Genomic DNA, 15,854 nt, shown 5'->3' with positions numbered 1-15,854 from the left:
CTCAAGACCATGAGTAATCGACAACGGCAATATCCGGTCCAGGGCGCAGGCCTTGGGCTGCGACGCTCGATGATGGGCGAAACCCTGGACCCGGCTGTGGTGGACTTTCTCGAAGTCGCACCGGAAAACTGGATCGGCGTCGGCGGCCGCTACGGCCGCTGGTTTCGCGAAATCACCGAGCGTTTCCCGTTCGTCACTCATGGTCTTTCCCTTTCTATCGGTGCGCCAGCGCCGTTGGACGAGGCCCTGGTACGATCCATCAAAGCATTTATCCACACCCACAATATTCGCTGTTACAGCGAACACCTGAGTTACTGCTCCGATCACGGACATCTGTACGATTTATTGCCAATCCCGTTCACCGAAGAAGCCGTGCACTATGTCGCGAACAGGATACGCCGTGTGCAGGATATTCTCGAGCAGCGCATCGCCATGGAAAATGTTTCCTACTACGCGGCGCCGGGCCAGGAAATGAGCGAACTGGCTTTTATTAACGCCGTACTGCAGGAGGCGGACTGCGATCTGTTGCTGGACGTCAATAATATTTACGTTAACGCCATCAACCACCGCTACGACGCGGAAACATTTTTGCGCGGCCTGCCGGCGGAGCGTATCCGCTACGTGCATGTCGCGGGCCATTATGACGAGGCCGACGATCTCAAAGTGGATACCCACGGCGCGCCGGTAATCGATCCGGTCTGGGATCTGCTGCAGAAAGCCTACGCCGTATTCGGCCCAATGCCCACGTTGCTGGAGCGGGATTTCAATATTCCCCCGTTACCGGAGCTCTGCCTGGAAGTGGAGCGGGTGCGTCAGTACCAGTGCGCCGCCAGCTCTGGTGTGGGTCCTGTGGAAAACGCGGGAAATTCCGGGGAGCTGCTCAATGCGCGATGATCCCATGGACGACAAGGCGGAGCCGGTGCCAAAAGCCGGCTTCCAGTTAATGCAGCAGTATTTCGCCGCGCATCTGCGTGCGCCGGATCAGGTGGCGGCGCCGGCGGAGATCGAAGATCGCCGTATGGGGATATACCGCGACCTGATTTACAACAACATCGAATCGTTTATAGCCAGTGGCTTTCCGGTATTGCGCAGCATCATCGCCGATGATCACTGGCACGCCATGGTTCGGGATTTTGTACAGCATCATTGCTCCCACAGCCCCTACTTTCTGCAGATCAGCGAAGAGTTCCTGAATTACTTGCAGAACGAGCGGGGGCAGAACCCGCACAGTACACAGGATCCGCCTTTCACCCTGGAGCTGGCGCATTACGAATGGGTGGAGCTGGCACTGGACGTGAGCCCGGAGGCGTTCCCGCAGGGGTTATGTGGTTTCGACTCGGCGGAATCGGCACTGGATATGGCCCCGCTGGTATCCCCCCTGGCGTGGGGGCTCAGCTATCAATTTCCGGTGCACGAACTTGGTCCGGCCTTTCAGCCCACTGAACCCGGGGCGGAAATAACCTGCCTGGTGGTGTACCGCAACCGCAGCGACGATGTGCGGTTTATGGCGACCAACCCGGCAACCCTGCACCTGTTGCAGTTGATGGAGCAGGCGCAGGAGGAAAAACTGGCCAGCGCGCGGGATTTGATTCTCCAGCTGGCGACCGATATGCAACATCCGGAGCCCCGGCAATTATTGGGGTTTGGTACAGAGCTGCTGCAGAAAATGCATCAACTGGATATTGTTGCCGGATTCCAGCCCCTCGATCCCCATTGAATTCAGTAGCGGCGCACCCATAAAGAGTGCGTGCTCTCTCAACGCCATTGGCCAAAACTGCCAGCTGCTATGCTGGCAATACAGCCAGTGTTAATATCGTGCAAACGTACACAAAAGATTCTGGTTTGAAGAAACGTCATTTTTTTGCGAGGAGCAGGGATTTGCTTGAGCGCACCACACTCAATACCTTGGTATTGGCCACTTTTCTTTCGGCTCCACTGGCTCTGGCGCAGGATGCATCGGACCCATTTGCCGAAATCCCCAATGACACCCCGGCGGCCACCTCTGCTCCCCAGTCTCCGACACCAGCAGACGGTAGCTCGGATGCGGATCCTTTTGCAGAATCCGGCGCGGATACCGCCAGCGGTGGCGAGGATACCGACGACGATGGTTTTGGTTCGGCGCTGGAAGATGAATACGGTTTTGATCCGGCGGATGAATTCGCCAGTGCCGAAGAGCCGGAACAGCGCGATCCCTGGGAAGGGTTCAACCGCGCCATGTTCCGCCTCAATGACACTGCAGATCGCTGGTTTCTGAAGCCTGCCGCCACCAGTTACCGTCAGATTACGCCGATCTTCATGCAGACCGGCATCTCCAACTTTTTTTCCAACGTGCACGAGCTCAACAATGTGTTGAACGACGTGCTGCAATGGAAGTGGAAGCAGGCCGGCAACGACACCGGCCGTTTCCTGATCAATACCACCGTGGGTATTGGCGGCTTGTTTGATGTGGCCCAGCATATGGGGCTGGAACGCAGTGACGGTGAAGACTTCGGACAGACGCTCGCCGTCTGGGGCGTGCCCTCTGGCCCTTATGTGGTAGTGCCGTTTTTGGGGCCGTTTACCGTGCGCGATGTCCCCGGTGACATCGTAATGTGGTATACCAACCCGCTAACCTACTACGTGGACCCCAATTCGTTGGAATACACCATTAAAATGGTGGATGTCATTCAGTCCCGCGCGAGCCTGCTGCAGGCGGAGTCGCTGCTACAGGGGGATCGCGACCGCTATGTGCTCATGCGCGACGCTTACCTGCAGCGCCGGGAGTTCCTGATCAACGATGGCGAGCAGGAAGACGATTTCGGCGGCGATCTGGATGAATACGATTTCTGACACGGCCAAAGCCCCCTCCTCCGATGACACTGCCGGTGCCAGCAAGAGCGCCGGTGGGCGTCACAGCCTGCTCCTGATCGAGTCCGATCAACCTTGCCGGGAGCAGGTCCAAAAAGCGCTGACCAAGCTCGGATACACTGTTACCCTGGTGGATAACGGGGTAGAGGCCATCGGCTGCTTTGATCCTGCCGGTCACGATCTGGTGGTAACGGATCTGCACCTTCCCGACATGGGCGGGCTGGAAGTACTGCGCAAGGTAAAGGCCATGTGCGAGGAAACCCCGGTGGTGGTGCTTGCCTCCAACAGCGAGGTCAGCGACGTGGTGCAGGCCCTGCGTCTGGGAGCGAGTGATTACCTGCTCAAGCCCGTTGCCGATGAAGACGTCATTACCCACGCCATTACCCGGGTGACCGAAGCTCAGGATCTGGCGCGGGAAAACCGCGCCTATCGGGAGCAACTGGAAGCGCGCAACCAGGAGCTGCACGAACATATCGAGTTACTGCAGCGGGATCACGAAGCGGGCCGCCAGTTGCAGCAACACTTGCTGCCACGCAGCCCCTACCATTACCCGGCGGGAATCGAAGCCGCCTACCGCCTGCAACCGTCCCTATACCTCAGTGGGGACTTCATCGACTACGGTCTGTTTGGCGAGCGCTTTGTGGGCTTCTACCTGGTGGATGTCTCCGGTCATGGTGTTTCCTCGGCACTGGTCACCGCGCTGATCAAGCACAGCATCATGCATCTGCTGCGCGAGCGCCCACTGTTCAGCCAGCTCAACACCATCGACAAGGATCTCACCGATATTCTGGAGATGATCAATGCGGAGTTGATTGGCACCAGTCTCGACAAGCATGCCAGTATGTTTGTGGGGGTGGTGGACAGCCGCGCACGGCAGCTGCATTACGCGGTCGCCGGCCAGGTGCCAATGCCCGCCCTGGTCACCAGCGAGGGCGCCCACTGGCTCGCCGGTAAAGGACGGCCCCTGGGGCTGTTCCATCGCGGAGGCTGGGAGGTGCGCCACTGCACGCTTCCCTCCAGCTGGCGGCTGGTCACCTGCTCCGATGGCGTGCTCGAATTACTGGACGGCGATCTGCTGCAGAAAGAAGCGCAGCTACTGCAGATGATTGATCGCAGCCGCGGTGATCTCGACAGCCTGTGTGCCGCACTCAAGGTGGATACCGCCGAGTCCTTCCCCGACGACATTACTATTCTCACACTGCGGCAAGATCTGGCGGCAGACTGACCTCTCTGCTGACGAACAGGTGGCCAGCCAGTCACCAGTAGGCCCGAAAATTGCTGCATACTGTCCGCAAGACCCACCAGTACCACAGTGGTCTTGTCAGCGCTGTCGGGCAGGAGTAAGCTCCGCCCACTTTAGGGCAATCGTTCCATCGGGTGCACCACTAAGGCACCAGTTCAGGGCCGATATGCAAAGGTATGCACATGGAAGCGTGCTGCGGTCACAAGCCGCAATTTAACCATCTCGCATCCGCGCTCGGGAAAAGGGCAGGGTGTGATTGAGGTCAACTATGCAGTCCGGGCAGATAATGGTTGGTGACCACCAGGGCATTTATGTTGTCAAGCTGGTGGGTGATGTACGCCTCAACCTGTGTACGTCTTTCGATAGTTTTATCGACAGGATGTTTTCGCAAAGCGACTTTCGCAGTGTGGTGTTCGATATGCACGACACCGACGGTGTCGACAGCACGACCCTGGGTCTAATGGCCAAGATCGCCTTCCGCAGCGAAGCGTCTGATGGCGGCAAGCCGCTGGTGCTGTGCGATGACCGCGGCCTGCTGCACCTGCTGGACTCCATGGGGTTCGATGACCTGATGGACTTCTCCAGTGAGGCCGATGCCTACCAGGCCGAGCCCGCTCCTCTGAAATGCGACGCCCCCGATGAGCAGAGTGCCCGTGAGATGGTACTGGAAGCGCACCGGGTGCTAATGAGCATGAACAAGGAAAACGCCGATACGTTCCGCGATCTGGTGCATGCACTGGAAAGTGAGCAGGGTGGTGGCAAGGCGGAAACCTCCAATCGCGTGTCGGAGAGTGAACCGGAGGACCGTGAGACCGGGCGCAATGCCCACGCCGGTAATCACCATTCACATGGCCGTGCCTCCCACAACCACGCGTCAGGCGGTCACTCCCGTCACAGTCACAAGTCGCTGGTCAATCACTGATCCCTATCGGGTAGATCGGTATCCCGCGCTTCCGCGCGAGCGCGGGTAAACAGGCCATGGGGTAGATAGATCAGTTCTGCCACCCGCCGGATCAGGTGCTCTTCAAATGCGTCAATTTCCCCATCTGCAAAGGCTACCTGCCACATCTGCTTGACCAGCAGGTATTTGTCCCGCTCGCTGAAGTGATCGTTCACCGTCTGGGTAAACTCGTACAGGGAGGTGGCCTCGTTGCGCTCGCTGAGCGCCCGTTCCACCATCGCCTGCGCGGTTTCCTGGTCCAGCTGGTAGTGGCTCATCAGCAACTGCAGCAGGGTGCTGCGCTCGCGGTCGTCGATCTTCTGGTCCGCTGTGGCGATCTCCGCCATCAGCGCTGCGCTGATCATACGCACGTCCTTTTCGGGGCGTACCTCCACGCTTTCGCCGCGGCCAATTTGATCGAACAGTTTGCGAATGTGTTGCAGCATGATTTTGCTCTTTCCAGGTGGATATCAGCGCGCGTCCTGTAGCAGTTGCTCCAGCTTCAGCTGGTCCGCGACGAAATTACGGATGCCCTCCGCGAGCTTTTCTGTGGCCATGGCGTCGGCATTCAACTGATAGCGGAACTCGGCTTCCGACAGCGGTGCCTCCGGCTTGGACTGCGCCGTGGTCTCGCCGCCCAGGCCCTCTGCCAGCTCACCGTCATCATCCTGTAGCTCCTGCAGCAGCTGGGGGCTTATGGTGAGCTTGTCGCAGCCCGCCAGCGCTTCGATTTCACCGGTATTGCGGAAGCTGGCGCCCATCACGATGGTGGGGTAGCCGCGAGATTTGTAGTACTCATAAATACGGGTGACAGAAAGCACGCCGGGGTCATCTGCGGCGGTGTAGTCATCGCGTCCGGTACTGGCTTTGTACCAGTCGAGAATACGCCCCACAAACGGCGAAATCAGTGTCACACCGGCCTCCGCACAGGCAACCGCCTGGCACTGGCTGAACAGCAGGGTCAGGTTGCAGTGAATGCCCTCGCGCTCCAGCACGGATGCGGCGGCGATACCTTCCCAGGTGGAGGCGAGCTTGATCAGAACGCGCTCGCGGGCCACACCATCCTGTTCGTACAGGGCAATCAGCTTGCGGGCATACTCCACACTGGCGCGGGTATCAAACGACAGGCGCGCGTCCACTTCCGTGGAGACCACACCGGGCACGATCTGCAGAATCTCTTTGCCGATGGAAACCGCGAGTTTCATCGAGGCCTGCGCAATCACGTCACCGCCACTTTTCTCCGCCCACGCCAGGGCGTCTTTCAGGTGCTGCTGGTATTGCGGCAGCTGTGCGGCTTTGTACAGCAGGGAGGGGTTTGTGGTGGCATCCTGCGGTTGGTAGCGGCGAATTGCCTCGATATCGCCGGTATCGGCGACCACCAGGCTGCGCTGTTTCAATTGTTCCAGTTTGTTCATTTCCCCACATCCTTATTTTAAGAAAGTAAAATTCTCTGTTGTATCAAGCGGCGTCGGTGACCATGGCCAGTGCCTGTTCCAGCACTTCCGGCCCAGCGCCGGCGGTATGTGCGTGCTCACTCAGATGACGGCGATACCGGCGCGCCCCGGGAACACCCTGAAAGAGTCCCATCATGTGTCGGGTAATATGCTTGAGACTCTGGCCCCTGGTCATCTCGTGCTCAATATACGGCAACATCTGCCGTACCACTTGCGCGGGTGTTGGCCCCGCGTCCCCACCAAACAGGGTGGCGTCCACGTCCGCCAGCAGCGTCGGTGTCTGGTAGGCGGCGCGCCCGAGCATAACACCGTCCAGTTGCTGTAGATGCATCTCACACTCTTCGATGGAATTGATGCCGCCGTTGAGGACAATTTCCAGCTCCGGGTAGTCCCGCTTCAGCCGATGCACCATCTCATACTTGAGTGGTGGTACCTCGCGATTCTCTTTCGGGCTCAGCCCGTTCAGCCAGGCCTTGCGTGCATGCACAATAAACGTGGTAATACCGGCCTTCGCCTGGGCCTCCACAAAACGCGTGAGCCCTGGATAATCTTCCATATCGTCGATGCCAATGCGGTGTTTCACCGTCACCGGAATCGAAACCGCACTGCGCATCGCCCCCAGGCACTCTGCAACAAGATCCGGTTCTGCCATCAGGCAGGCGCCAAAGCGCCCCTTCTTGACTCGGTCGCTGGGGCAGCCACAGTTCAGGTTTACTTCACTGTAGCCCCATTGCTCAGCGATCTCGGTACAGCGCGCCAGATCCTCCGGGTCGCTGCCTCCCAGCTGCAGCGCTACCGGCTGCTCTTCCACATTGAAATCCAGGTGGCTGTGCTTGTCGCCAAACAGAATCGCGCCGGTGGTCACCATCTCCGTATAGAGCAGTGCGTGCTTGCTGAACAGACGCCAGAAGTAGCGGCAATGCCGGTCGCTCCAGTCCATCAGCGGCGCGGTGCAGAAGCGGTGTGACACCGGCGTGGCACTGCCAGAGGTGGAGCGGGTATTGGGATCTGGTTTCCCGGCGGATGGGAGGACCGGAGTATTGGCAGATGGGATGTCGGACATAAACAGCAAATCAGGCGGAAAAACGGCCCGCAGTATAACAGGGGCGGGCTCAACCCTGCGCATTCGGTGGCAAGGTAGAGCCTGGGCTCACAGGTTGCGCTCTTTCGCGCCTTCCTGATTGCTCTCTGCCGAGGCGGCAGCGGCCTGGGGCCATGGGCGGCGGGCTTCCAGTTGCGGTCGCAGTTTCTTCAGCACACTGCGCGCGGTGGCACGGTAGCTGGTGAGTTTGCCCCCGGCGACTGCCACAATGCGCGGCAGCTTGTCGTTGTCGCAGCAGATCATGGTCTCGCGGCTACGCGAGAAAGGGTTTTTGTTGGCGTGCGGCAAGACCCGCAGGCCGGCAAAGCTGTCGCTCAATTCGCTCAACTGCAGTGGCCGGGTCTCCGGGAAGTACTGCTTCAGGGTACGCAGCAGATAGGCTTTCTCTTCCAGCGTGGGCGTCAGCTCGGACGGATCGCCGTGGTAAGGGCGCTCGGTGGTTCCCACCAGTGTTTCACCCTGCCAGGGCATCACGAATACGGCGCGTCCGTCTTCCGCTTCCACATAAAAAATTTTGTTGGCCAGTTTCAGCGGCACCTGGATATGCGTACCCGCCACCAGCTCCAGTGGTGGCAGCTTCGCGCCGGGGGAGCACTTGCTGTTGGTGTCGTCGATCCAGGGGCCGGTGCAGTTCACCAGCGCCCGGCAATGCAGGGTATTTAATTGCCCCTGATGGAAGTAGTCCGCACGCACAAAGCGGTCGGTCACCTCTGCACCAACCAGGCTACCCGGACAGATCAGTTCGGCCCCGCCGCGTACCGCAGTGCGGATGACTTCCTGAGTGAGCGCAGCGTCGTCGGTTTGCGCATCGAAGTAACGATACACCGCAATGAGGTTATCACTGTTCAGGCCACACAGGGCCTCGTAGTCGTGAATGTCGACCTTGCGGAAACGGGACTGGGAAGAGAACAGGCCCGCCAGCAATGCATACAGCGACAGCCCCACACGAATTTTCCAGGGCGCGCGGCGACTGTGGCGATATACCGGAATCAGAAAGGGCACCATATGTACCAGATCCGGCTTGTGATTGAGCAGCCAGCGCCGCTCTTTCAGGCATTCCCGAACCAGAGAAATCTGTCCGCTCTCGAGATAGCGCAGCCCGCCATGGATCAGCTTGGACGAGCGCGACGAGGTACCGTAAGCAACCGATTCCTGCTCCAGGATGGCTACCCGATACCCTGCCGCAGTCAGTGCCTCGGCGACCCCGGCACCCTGAATACCCGCACCAACAACAAGAACATCATATTCCGTAGACATTGCTTGCCTCTCGCGAGCGCATGAGTAAGGGGAGGTTGCCGGTAAGTATGTGGTGGGCACCGCGGTGGCGCCAGTGCACGGCGCCCTGGGTGGTATTGATCTCATGTACCACCCACTGCCAGGGCCCCGGTGGGAGTTCCTGACAGTCCACCGTCGACTGGTCAATCAGCAGATAATCGGGCGCCAGTGTCACCACATCCGCGGACAGGCAGCGGGATACATTGGGTACCCGCAAGGCCACCAGGTCGAACCCCATATTGCGCGCCAGGCGCAGGCTGCGCAGATCGGAAGTGAGCAGGACAAAGTTGTCGGTGGAGCCTGGAATCTCGTCCAGCAGACGCTGAATCGCCTTCTCGGGTGCTGTCAGTGTGAGGGTATCCGGGCTCAACTCCACAAACCATTCAAGATGGCGATGGCGACCGGCCCAGTCCACCAGTTGCTGAAAGTTACTGAGCGGCAACGTTCGCAGATCCTTGTCTTTCAGTCTGCGCAGTGGGGCTGAAATTGCTGCCTGTGGAATCTCAAGCCCGTCACCGGCACAACACCAGGGGGTCTGATCCTTGCTGAACTGCACTTCCGTGGCAATTGCACAGGCGCCAAGACCATGCGCAGCCTCGAAGGCCGCAAGGGTGTTTTCCGGGTGGTGTATTTTGTCGCCTAAATGCGCGATCAGCATGGTTGCGTGCTTCCGGGATAAGGTTATTCGAGTACTTCCTTCCACGCATCCTTATAGGTGGGCCTGGTAACTGTCGGGTTAGCGCCGTGAAAGAGGATGCATACCTAATGAAAATAGTTCCTGCACAGCACCTTGCAACCAGTGCGCGTCAACAATGGCGTCGGTAGCATGACGGTTTTTTCTACAGCTCCTCAATTCGCGCCTCAAGATTGGCGTAGAGATGCCGATAGCTTTCCACATGGCTTGTGAGGCAGGGGGGATTTTTTGTGCTGGTGTTCATCGGGTTTATTGTCGTTATCGTCTCTGTATTTGGCGGCTTTGCCATGTCTGGCGGTCATTTGGGGCCCCTCTATCAACCGATGGAGTTCTTGATAATAGGTGGCGCGGCTCTGGGTTCTTTTCTTGCGTCGAACAATGGCAAGGCAATCCGCAGTACCGTGCGTAGCCTCTCTCGCCTCAAACGTTCCGCGAAGTATGACAAGTCCATTTACATGGATCTCATGGCCCTGCAGTACAAATTGCTATGGAAGATGCGTCGCGATGGCGCAATTGGCATTGAGAAGGATATCGAAGCGCCACAGGAGAGCGAGATATTTGGTGAGTTCCCCCGTGTTGCCCGGGACCCCATGATCATGAGTTTCACTACGGATTATTTGCGGCTGATGGTGAGTGGGAGTATGGATCCGCTGGAGTTGGATGAGCTTATGACCCATGAGATCGAAGCCTTCGAACACGAGGCTCGGGTACCGGCCGACGCGCTACTGAAGGTGGGTGACGCTTTGCCTGCTTTCGGTATCGTTGCCGCAGTTTTGGGGGTGGTTAAAGCGCTTGCGTCGGCTGATGCCGCAGCGGGTGAGATTGGCCTCATGGTGGCACATGCGCTAGTGGGCACCTTTGTGGGAATTCTTCTCGCCTACGGATTCGTTAATCCCCTTGCCAGTCGTATTGAGCGGCAGGTACAGGAAGCGGTAAAGGTGCTTCAGTGTGTCCGGGTAACACTACTTGCCAACCTGAATGGTTACGCCCCGCAGCTGGCGGTAGAGTTCGGTCGCAAGACGCTTGATACCAGTGATCGCCCCTCGTTTGGCGAACTGGAAGACCATGTCCGGCCAACCCTCAACGCGGCATGAATAGTCTAGCGAAAGGTGAGCGGCGGATAGTCGTACGACGTTCACGTAAAGTGCATGCCGCTCATCATGGCGGTGCCTGGAAAATCGCTCTTGCTGACCTGATGACCGCCTTGATGGCGCTGTTTCTGGTGATGTGGATCGTGTCCAATGCGTCACCGCAAGAATTGCAGGGGCTGGCGGAATATTTCCGCACGCCGCTCGCGGTGGCTCTGAGTAAAGGCGATCGCAAAAGCGCTAGCACCAGCGTCATCCCGGGCGGAGGGGCCGACCCCGCACATGTCAGTGGTGAGCGCGCCCACGTGGATCTGCGCAGTCAACGGTTGCCGGATGACGTGCGCCGCACATTAATGGAGCTGCGGTTCCGGATCGAGAGTGTCATTCAGCGCGATTCTGAGCTGTGGGAACTGCGCGATCAGGTTCGTTTCGAAATGACGCCGGAAGGGCTGCGTATACAGATGTTAGATACCGAGCAACGCTCCATGTTCCAGCTCGGCAGTGATCGCCTGGAATCGCATATGCGCAAGTTGATTCGCGCGATGGCCCCATTGCTGAACGAGTTACCGAACGCCGTGAGTATCAGCGGCCACACCGATAGCCTGAACTATGCCGCGGGAGATACCGGGTATAGCAACTGGGAGCTATCCGCAGATCGGGCGAACGCCTGTCGCCGTGAACTGGTTGCTGGCGGGCTCAATAGTGAAAAGATGTTGCGGGTTATTGGCATGGGCGATCGAAATCCCATTCCTGGCAGTCACCCGGGCGACGCGGTGAATCGACGGATCAGTCTGCTGGTTTTGAGCGCGGATGCCGCACTGCGTATCCGCGCGGGTGGTAGAGCCGAGCCACTGCATGCCCTGCAGGAGCGATGATGGATATTACAGACTTTTACGACACGTTTTTTGAGGAGGCGGGCGAGCTGCTCACAGAAATGGAGCAGCACCTGCTTGAGCTCGATGTGGATGCTCCGGACCCGGAGCAGCTGAATGCAATTTTTCGCGCGGCGCACTCTATCAAGGGTGGTGCCGGTACATTCGGGTTCGAAGCTCTGCAGCGCACGACCCATCTGCTGGAAAACCTTCTTGACCACGCGCGCTGTGGGCAGCTCACCTTGCGCCGCGATCTCATCGACGTATTTCTGGAAACCAAAGACATGCTGAATGACCAACTGGATGCCTATCGCCAGAGTGTCGAACCGGACCCGGAAGCTCTGGAATACATTTGTCAGGTGTTGCGACAGCTTGCGCTGGAAGAGATTGGCGAAGATGTAGAAGGTGCAGCTGAAACCACAGTAGCTGCTAAAACCGGCTCCGAAGATGCGGCCATAGAGGCCGCCAAGACACCGGCGCAAGCCGAGACTGCAGTCCCAGCGGATACCGGTCGCTATCAGGTTGCGCTGCTCAAGGTCGCAGAGAAAGATCGCCGTCTGTTGATCGAAGAGCTGGCACACCTGGGCAGTGTGGAAAACGAATCGGGTGATGAAAATCGCTATGAAGTTGTGCTCGTTTCGTCACTCGGTATCGATGATATCGAAGCGGTACTGTGCTTCGTGACCGAGCCGGACCAGTTGGAAATCGCTCCGCTGGCTGCTGTCGGGCCCGAGGAAAAGACACCAAACCCTGTGCCAGATTCCGTTCTTAAAGAACCGGAAAAACCAGGCGCGGCGAGACAAGAACAGTCTGTAACACCGCCAGCGGCTCGCAAGCCCGCGACAAAAACAGCGGGGGGCGGCGAGAGTGCATCCATCCGGGTACCGGTTTCCAAAGTAGACCAGATCATCAACCTGGTCGGTGAGCTGGTTATTACCCAGTCGATGCTCGATCAGGTAGTGGAGGATTCTGGCAGTGACCGCGATAGTAAACTCAGCAGTGGCCTAAGTCTGTTGTCGCGCACCGCGCGGGATCTGCAGGAAGCCGTAATGTCGGTGCGCATGGTGCCGATGGACTACGTGTTCAGCCGCTTTCCTCGCCTGGTGCGCGACCTTGCCGGAAAACTTGGTAAAGAAATTGAACTGATCACCGAGGGTAAGTCCACCGAGCTGGACAAAGGGCTGACCGAGCGCATTATCGATCCGTTGACGCATCTGGTGCGCAATAGCCTCGACCATGGTATTGAGTCGCCCGAACAGCGGGAAGCCGCTGGGAAGTCACGCACCGGTAACCTGTTACTCTCTGCGCAACATCAGGGTGGCAATATCCTGATTGAAGTCAGCGACGACGGCGGCGGTCTCAATCGCGAAAAAATTCTCGCCAAGGCCGCCGCTAACGGGCTCTCTATTTCAGAAAGCATGAGCGACGAGGATGTCTGGCAGTTAATTTTCGCCCCGGGGTTTTCCACTGCGGCGGAAGTCAGTGATGTTTCCGGGCGCGGCGTCGGTATGGATGTGGTGAAGCGCAATATCGAAGCCATGGGCGGGCATGTGGAGATCGATTCCCGGCCCGGCAATGGTACCACCACACGCATTGTCCTGCCGCTGACACTGGCGATCCTCGATGGCATGTCCGTTCGTGTAGGCAGTGAAACCTTTGTACTGCCAGTGAGTGGTGTCATCGAATCACTACAGCCCCGCAGTGAGGATCTTTATCCCATGGCGGGAGAGGACCTTCTGTTGAAAGTGCGCGATGACTATCTACCGCTACTTTCTGTGCATGCCGCACTGGACGTGATCGGCGCTGTTACTGACCCCACAGAGGCGATCGCGGTGATCGTGCACGGTCAGGGTCGCCGCTATGCACTGCTGGTGGATGAGCTGATCGGTCAGCAGCAGGTGGTTGTAAAAAACCTGGAAACCAACTACCGCAAGGTCCCCGGTATTTCTGCGGCCACCATTCTGGGCGATGGCAGTGTATCGCTCATCCTGGATATCGCTGACCTGCATCGTCTGCATCAGAGTAAGAAAACCGAGGGGGCTTTCCACTCCATACCCCAGTCCTCGCACCCGTCCACTCTTGAGTCCGGCCACACAAATTCGACCCGATCCGCCACCGCTCAACCGGCCCAGCGGACAGTATCCAATGTAGAGGGAGTAAACGCATGAGTTATGTTGGCGTAGCTGAGAAAACATCCACGGCACTGGCCAGGGATCGGGAATTTCTGGTGTTCTCCCTGGGCGAAGAGGAGTACGCCATCGATATCCTGAAAGTTCAGGAGATTCGCGGTTATGACAATGTCACTCGGATTGCCAATGCGCCGGACTTCATCAAGGGCGTATCCAATCTGCGCGGGGTAATCGTTCCCATTGTTGATCTGCGCATCAAGTTTCGCCTTTCTGACGCAGTATATGATGACCAAACCGTTGTGATTGTGGTGAATATTGCCGAACGCGTGGTGGGGATCGTAGTAGACCGGGTATCTGACGTAATGACCCTCAGCGATGAGCAGATCAAACCTGCTCCGGAATTTGGTGTCAGCCTGCCGCTGGATTACATCAGCGGGTTGGGTAACCTCGAGCACCGCATGCTGGTTCTTGTGGATATTGAAAAGCTACTGACCAGCCGCGAAATGGCGCTGGTTGCTGAAGCCGGAGAGTAAATGTCCATGAAAAACAACCAGCCGGTAACCAACCGGGAATACGCCCTGCGCGAAAAAGATTTTCTGATCTCCCGAACCGACTTGCGTGGACGGATTGTGTATGCAAACTCCGCCTTCGTGGAGGTAAGCGGGTATTCACAGGATGAGTTGATCGGAGCAAATCACAATATTGTTCGCCACCCGGATATGCCGCCGCAGGCTTTTGCCAACCTGTGGCAGACCATCCGCAAAGGAGAGGTCTGGATCGGGCTGGTAAAAAACCGCCGAAAGGATGGCGGTTTTTACTGGGTGCGTGCGCATGTCACGCCGGTTATGGATGCCGGGCAGGTCACCGGGTATGTATCCGTGCGTCTCAGGGCGGAGCGACGAGAGATTGAACAGGCAGAATCCTGGTATCAGGACCTGCGTGAAGGCCGCGGCGGTAACTTGACACTGTGCCGTGGCGAACTGCTGCACCGCGGTCCGAAAGGCTGGTGGCAGCGCGCCACAAGAGCCTCTCTCAAAATTCGCCTGGGTGCCCTGGCGGGACTGTCCGGAATTTCACTTTTACTTGGAGCTCTGTCTGCAACCTCCCTGTATGGAGCAAATACGCCCCTTATTGGGGCGGTTGCCGGGTTTACGCTATTGGCGGGGCTTACCGTTTCCCTGGCGCGCAGCGTTCTGCGTCCGGTGCAGGACATGCAGAAGTTTATTTTGCAGATTGCCGCCGGGAACCTGGGTACACAGGCCCCCACTGGAGCGAATGGTGAAATGTCGCCTCTTGCACATGCCCTTACCGTCATGCACCGGAGCCTCCACGATATTGTGAGTGAGGTAAGCGCGAGCGTCGCGGTTTCCGTACCCTCCGCGCGTACGATTGCGGACGGCAACGATGATCTGGCATCGCGTACCCATCAGCAGGCGGCATCGCTGCAGCAGACGGCCTCCAGTATGGAAGAAATCACCATCACCGTAGGCCAGAATGCGGACAATGCACAGCAGGCATTTGGTCTTGCGGAGCGCGCGTCCCGAGAGGTGAAAGTGAGTGGCGAAATCATGGGGCAGGTCGTGGAAACCATGCAGCGTATAACCCAGAGCTCCAAGCAGATGGCGGCGATCATCGAGACCATTGATGGCATCGCCTTTCAGACCAATATTCTCGCGCTCAACGCGTCGGTGGAAGCTGCTCGTGCCGGCGAGCACGGCCGAGGCTTCGCCGTAGTCGCACAGGAGGTGCGGAATCTCGCCGGGCGCTCGGCCGACGCTGCCAAGGAAATTCGCGGACTGATCGACGGTTCGAATCGGGAGGTTAACGGCGGCGCCGAGCTGGTAAGGCAGGCGGGTTCGTCGATTGCTGACGTCGTGGAATCAGTAACCCGCGTGAGTGACATCATGCGAGAAATCTCCACGGCCTCTGCGGAACAGAGTACTGGTATTGGCCACATCAATCTGGCTGTTGCACAAATGGATGAAGTTACCAAGCAGAATGCGGACAAGGTGCGGGCGATCGCCGAATCTTCAGCAGCACTACAGGTACGTATGGCGCGTCTCTCCCAGGCTGTGACCGTATTTTCTCTGGACAATTCTGTCTCGGAGAAAAAATCCCCGGGATTGGCGTCTACTAAAGCCGCCGGTCGTCTTTGTGAGCAACCTGCTGTGAATATACCTGCGGAAAGCCAGGCGAGCGCAGGTTGACCG

General features: G+C 58.1%; 15 protein-coding genes. 10 read left to right on the top strand and 5 right to left on the bottom strand.

Features of this window, described 5'->3' with window-relative positions:
• Positions 1-9 precede the first annotated feature (9 nt).
• The 5 genes from LRR79_RS15965 to LRR79_RS15945 all read left to right on the top strand — a co-directional run bounded on the left by LRR79_RS15965 (position 10) and on the right by LRR79_RS15945 (position 5,012).
• Positions 10-894, top strand: a complete 885-nt coding sequence (locus LRR79_RS15965; RefSeq protein ID WP_231758160.1) for an HvfB family MNIO-type RiPP peptide maturase — start codon at positions 10-12, stop codon at positions 892-894.
• On the top strand, positions 884-1,717 hold the full coding sequence (locus LRR79_RS15960; RefSeq protein ID WP_231758159.1) for an HvfC family RiPP maturation protein: 834 nt from the start codon (positions 884-886) through the stop codon (positions 1,715-1,717). The genes LRR79_RS15965 and LRR79_RS15960 overlap by 11 nt, the downstream gene beginning before the upstream one ends.
• Positions 1,718-1,878: 161 nt before the next feature.
• Positions 1,879-2,829 carry an MlaA family lipoprotein gene (locus tag LRR79_RS15955; RefSeq protein ID WP_231758158.1) on the top strand — a complete coding sequence of 317 codons (951 nt, stop codon included), beginning with the start codon at positions 1,879-1,881 and terminating at the stop codon, positions 2,827-2,829.
• Positions 2,813-4,072: a PP2C family protein-serine/threonine phosphatase gene (locus LRR79_RS15950; protein ID WP_231758157.1), complete on the top strand. Its 1,260-nt coding sequence runs from the start codon at positions 2,813-2,815 to the stop codon at positions 4,070-4,072. Before LRR79_RS15955 ends, LRR79_RS15950 begins: the two co-directional genes overlap by 17 nt.
• A gap of 286 nt (positions 4,073-4,358) precedes the next feature.
• A complete protein-coding gene (locus tag LRR79_RS15945) occupies positions 4,359-5,012 on the top strand; it encodes an STAS domain-containing protein (protein ID WP_231758156.1) in 654 nt (217 codons plus the stop codon).
• On the opposite strand, the gene LRR79_RS15940 is transcribed toward LRR79_RS15945, so the two are convergent.
• The 5 genes from LRR79_RS15940 to LRR79_RS15920 form a co-directional block, all read right to left on the bottom strand.
• Positions 5,006-5,476: a tellurite resistance TerB family protein gene (locus LRR79_RS15940; protein ID WP_231758155.1), complete on the bottom strand. Its 471-nt coding sequence runs from the start codon at positions 5,474-5,476 to the stop codon at positions 5,006-5,008. The two genes, LRR79_RS15945 and LRR79_RS15940, sit on opposite strands and share 7 nt — an antisense overlap.
• Positions 5,477-5,500: 24 nt before the next feature.
• Entirely contained in the window at positions 5,501-6,445 is a 945-nt protein-coding gene (gene tal / locus LRR79_RS15935) for a transaldolase (RefSeq protein WP_231758154.1), read from the bottom strand.
• 43 nt (positions 6,446-6,488) lie between these two features.
• The gene (gene dusA, locus LRR79_RS15930) at positions 6,489-7,424 is read right to left on the bottom strand and encodes a tRNA dihydrouridine(20/20a) synthase DusA (protein ID WP_231760045.1); all 936 of its coding nucleotides are present in this window, start codon (positions 7,422-7,424) and stop codon (positions 6,489-6,491) included.
• Between the two features lie 210 nt (positions 7,425-7,634).
• Positions 7,635-8,843 (bottom strand): glycerol-3-phosphate dehydrogenase/oxidase, encoded by a 1,209-nt coding sequence (locus LRR79_RS15925; RefSeq protein WP_231758153.1) that lies wholly within the window; start codon positions 8,841-8,843, stop codon positions 7,635-7,637.
• Positions 8,827-9,519 (bottom strand): glycerophosphodiester phosphodiesterase family protein, encoded by a 693-nt coding sequence (locus tag LRR79_RS15920; protein ID WP_231758152.1) that lies wholly within the window; start codon positions 9,517-9,519, stop codon positions 8,827-8,829. The genes LRR79_RS15925 and LRR79_RS15920 overlap by 17 nt, the downstream gene beginning before the upstream one ends.
• A gap of 266 nt (positions 9,520-9,785) precedes the next feature.
• On the opposite strand from LRR79_RS15920, the gene motA reads away from it, so the two are divergent.
• From motA to LRR79_RS15895, 5 genes are read left to right on the top strand one after another with little or no spacing between them, the layout of a single operon-like run.
• Positions 9,786-10,649, top strand: a complete 864-nt coding sequence (motA, locus tag LRR79_RS15915; protein ID WP_231758151.1) for a flagellar motor stator protein MotA — start codon at positions 9,786-9,788, stop codon at positions 10,647-10,649.
• Positions 10,646-11,518, top strand: a complete 873-nt coding sequence (motB, locus tag LRR79_RS15910; RefSeq protein WP_231758150.1) for a flagellar motor protein MotB — start codon at positions 10,646-10,648, stop codon at positions 11,516-11,518. The genes motA and motB overlap by 4 nt, the downstream gene beginning before the upstream one ends.
• Positions 11,515-13,683 carry a chemotaxis protein CheA gene (gene cheA / locus LRR79_RS15905; RefSeq protein WP_231758149.1) on the top strand — a complete coding sequence of 723 codons (2,169 nt, stop codon included), beginning with the start codon at positions 11,515-11,517 and terminating at the stop codon, positions 13,681-13,683. Before motB ends, cheA begins: the two co-directional genes overlap by 4 nt.
• Positions 13,680-14,177, top strand: coding sequence for a chemotaxis protein CheW (locus LRR79_RS15900; protein WP_231758148.1), 498 nt, complete (start codon positions 13,680-13,682; stop codon positions 14,175-14,177). The genes cheA and LRR79_RS15900 overlap by 4 nt, the downstream gene beginning before the upstream one ends.
• A complete protein-coding gene (locus LRR79_RS15895; RefSeq protein WP_231758147.1) occupies positions 14,178-15,851 on the top strand; it encodes a methyl-accepting chemotaxis protein in 1,674 nt (557 codons plus the stop codon). It begins immediately after the preceding gene.
• The last annotated feature ends 3 nt before the right edge of the window (positions 15,852-15,854 follow it).

Source organism: Microbulbifer elongatus, from assembly GCF_021165935.1.
Lineage (GTDB): Bacteria > Pseudomonadota > Gammaproteobacteria > Pseudomonadales > Cellvibrionaceae > Microbulbifer > Microbulbifer elongatus.
Note: the sequence above shows the minus strand (reverse complement) of the source record. Positions and strands in the feature narration are given on the sequence as shown.

What these genes read in the sequence shown, in the direction of transcription:
- motB (WP_231758150.1), top strand. Translation starts at nt 10,646, where the DNA reads ATGAATAGTCTAGCGAAAGGTGAGCGGCGGATAGTCGTACGACGTTCA.
- dusA (WP_231760045.1), bottom strand. Translation starts at nt 7,424, where the DNA reads ATGGACTGGAGCGACCGGCATTGCCGCTACTTCTGGCGTCTGTTCAGC.
- LRR79_RS15950 (WP_231758157.1), top strand. Translation starts at nt 2,813, where the DNA reads ATGAATACGATTTCTGACACGGCCAAAGCCCCCTCCTCCGATGACACT.
- LRR79_RS15920 (WP_231758152.1), bottom strand. Translation starts at nt 9,519, where the DNA reads ATGCTGATCGCGCATTTAGGCGACAAAATACACCACCCGGAAAACACC.
- cheA (WP_231758149.1), top strand. Translation starts at nt 11,515, where the DNA reads ATGATGGATATTACAGACTTTTACGACACGTTTTTTGAGGAGGCGGGC.
- LRR79_RS15945 (WP_231758156.1), top strand. Translation starts at nt 4,359, where the DNA reads ATGCAGTCCGGGCAGATAATGGTTGGTGACCACCAGGGCATTTATGTT.
- LRR79_RS15895 (WP_231758147.1), top strand. Translation starts at nt 14,178, where the DNA reads ATGTCCATGAAAAACAACCAGCCGGTAACCAACCGGGAATACGCCCTG.
- LRR79_RS15925 (WP_231758153.1), bottom strand. Translation starts at nt 8,843, where the DNA reads ATGTCTACGGAATATGATGTTCTTGTTGTTGGTGCGGGTATTCAGGGT.
- LRR79_RS15900 (WP_231758148.1), top strand. Translation starts at nt 13,680, where the DNA reads ATGAGTTATGTTGGCGTAGCTGAGAAAACATCCACGGCACTGGCCAGG.
- LRR79_RS15940 (WP_231758155.1), bottom strand. Translation starts at nt 5,476, where the DNA reads ATGCTGCAACACATTCGCAAACTGTTCGATCAAATTGGCCGCGGCGAA.
- tal (WP_231758154.1), bottom strand. Translation starts at nt 6,445, where the DNA reads ATGAACAAACTGGAACAATTGAAACAGCGCAGCCTGGTGGTCGCCGAT.
- LRR79_RS15960 (WP_231758159.1), top strand. Translation starts at nt 884, where the DNA reads ATGCGCGATGATCCCATGGACGACAAGGCGGAGCCGGTGCCAAAAGCC.
- LRR79_RS15965 (WP_231758160.1), top strand. Translation starts at nt 10, where the DNA reads ATGAGTAATCGACAACGGCAATATCCGGTCCAGGGCGCAGGCCTTGGG.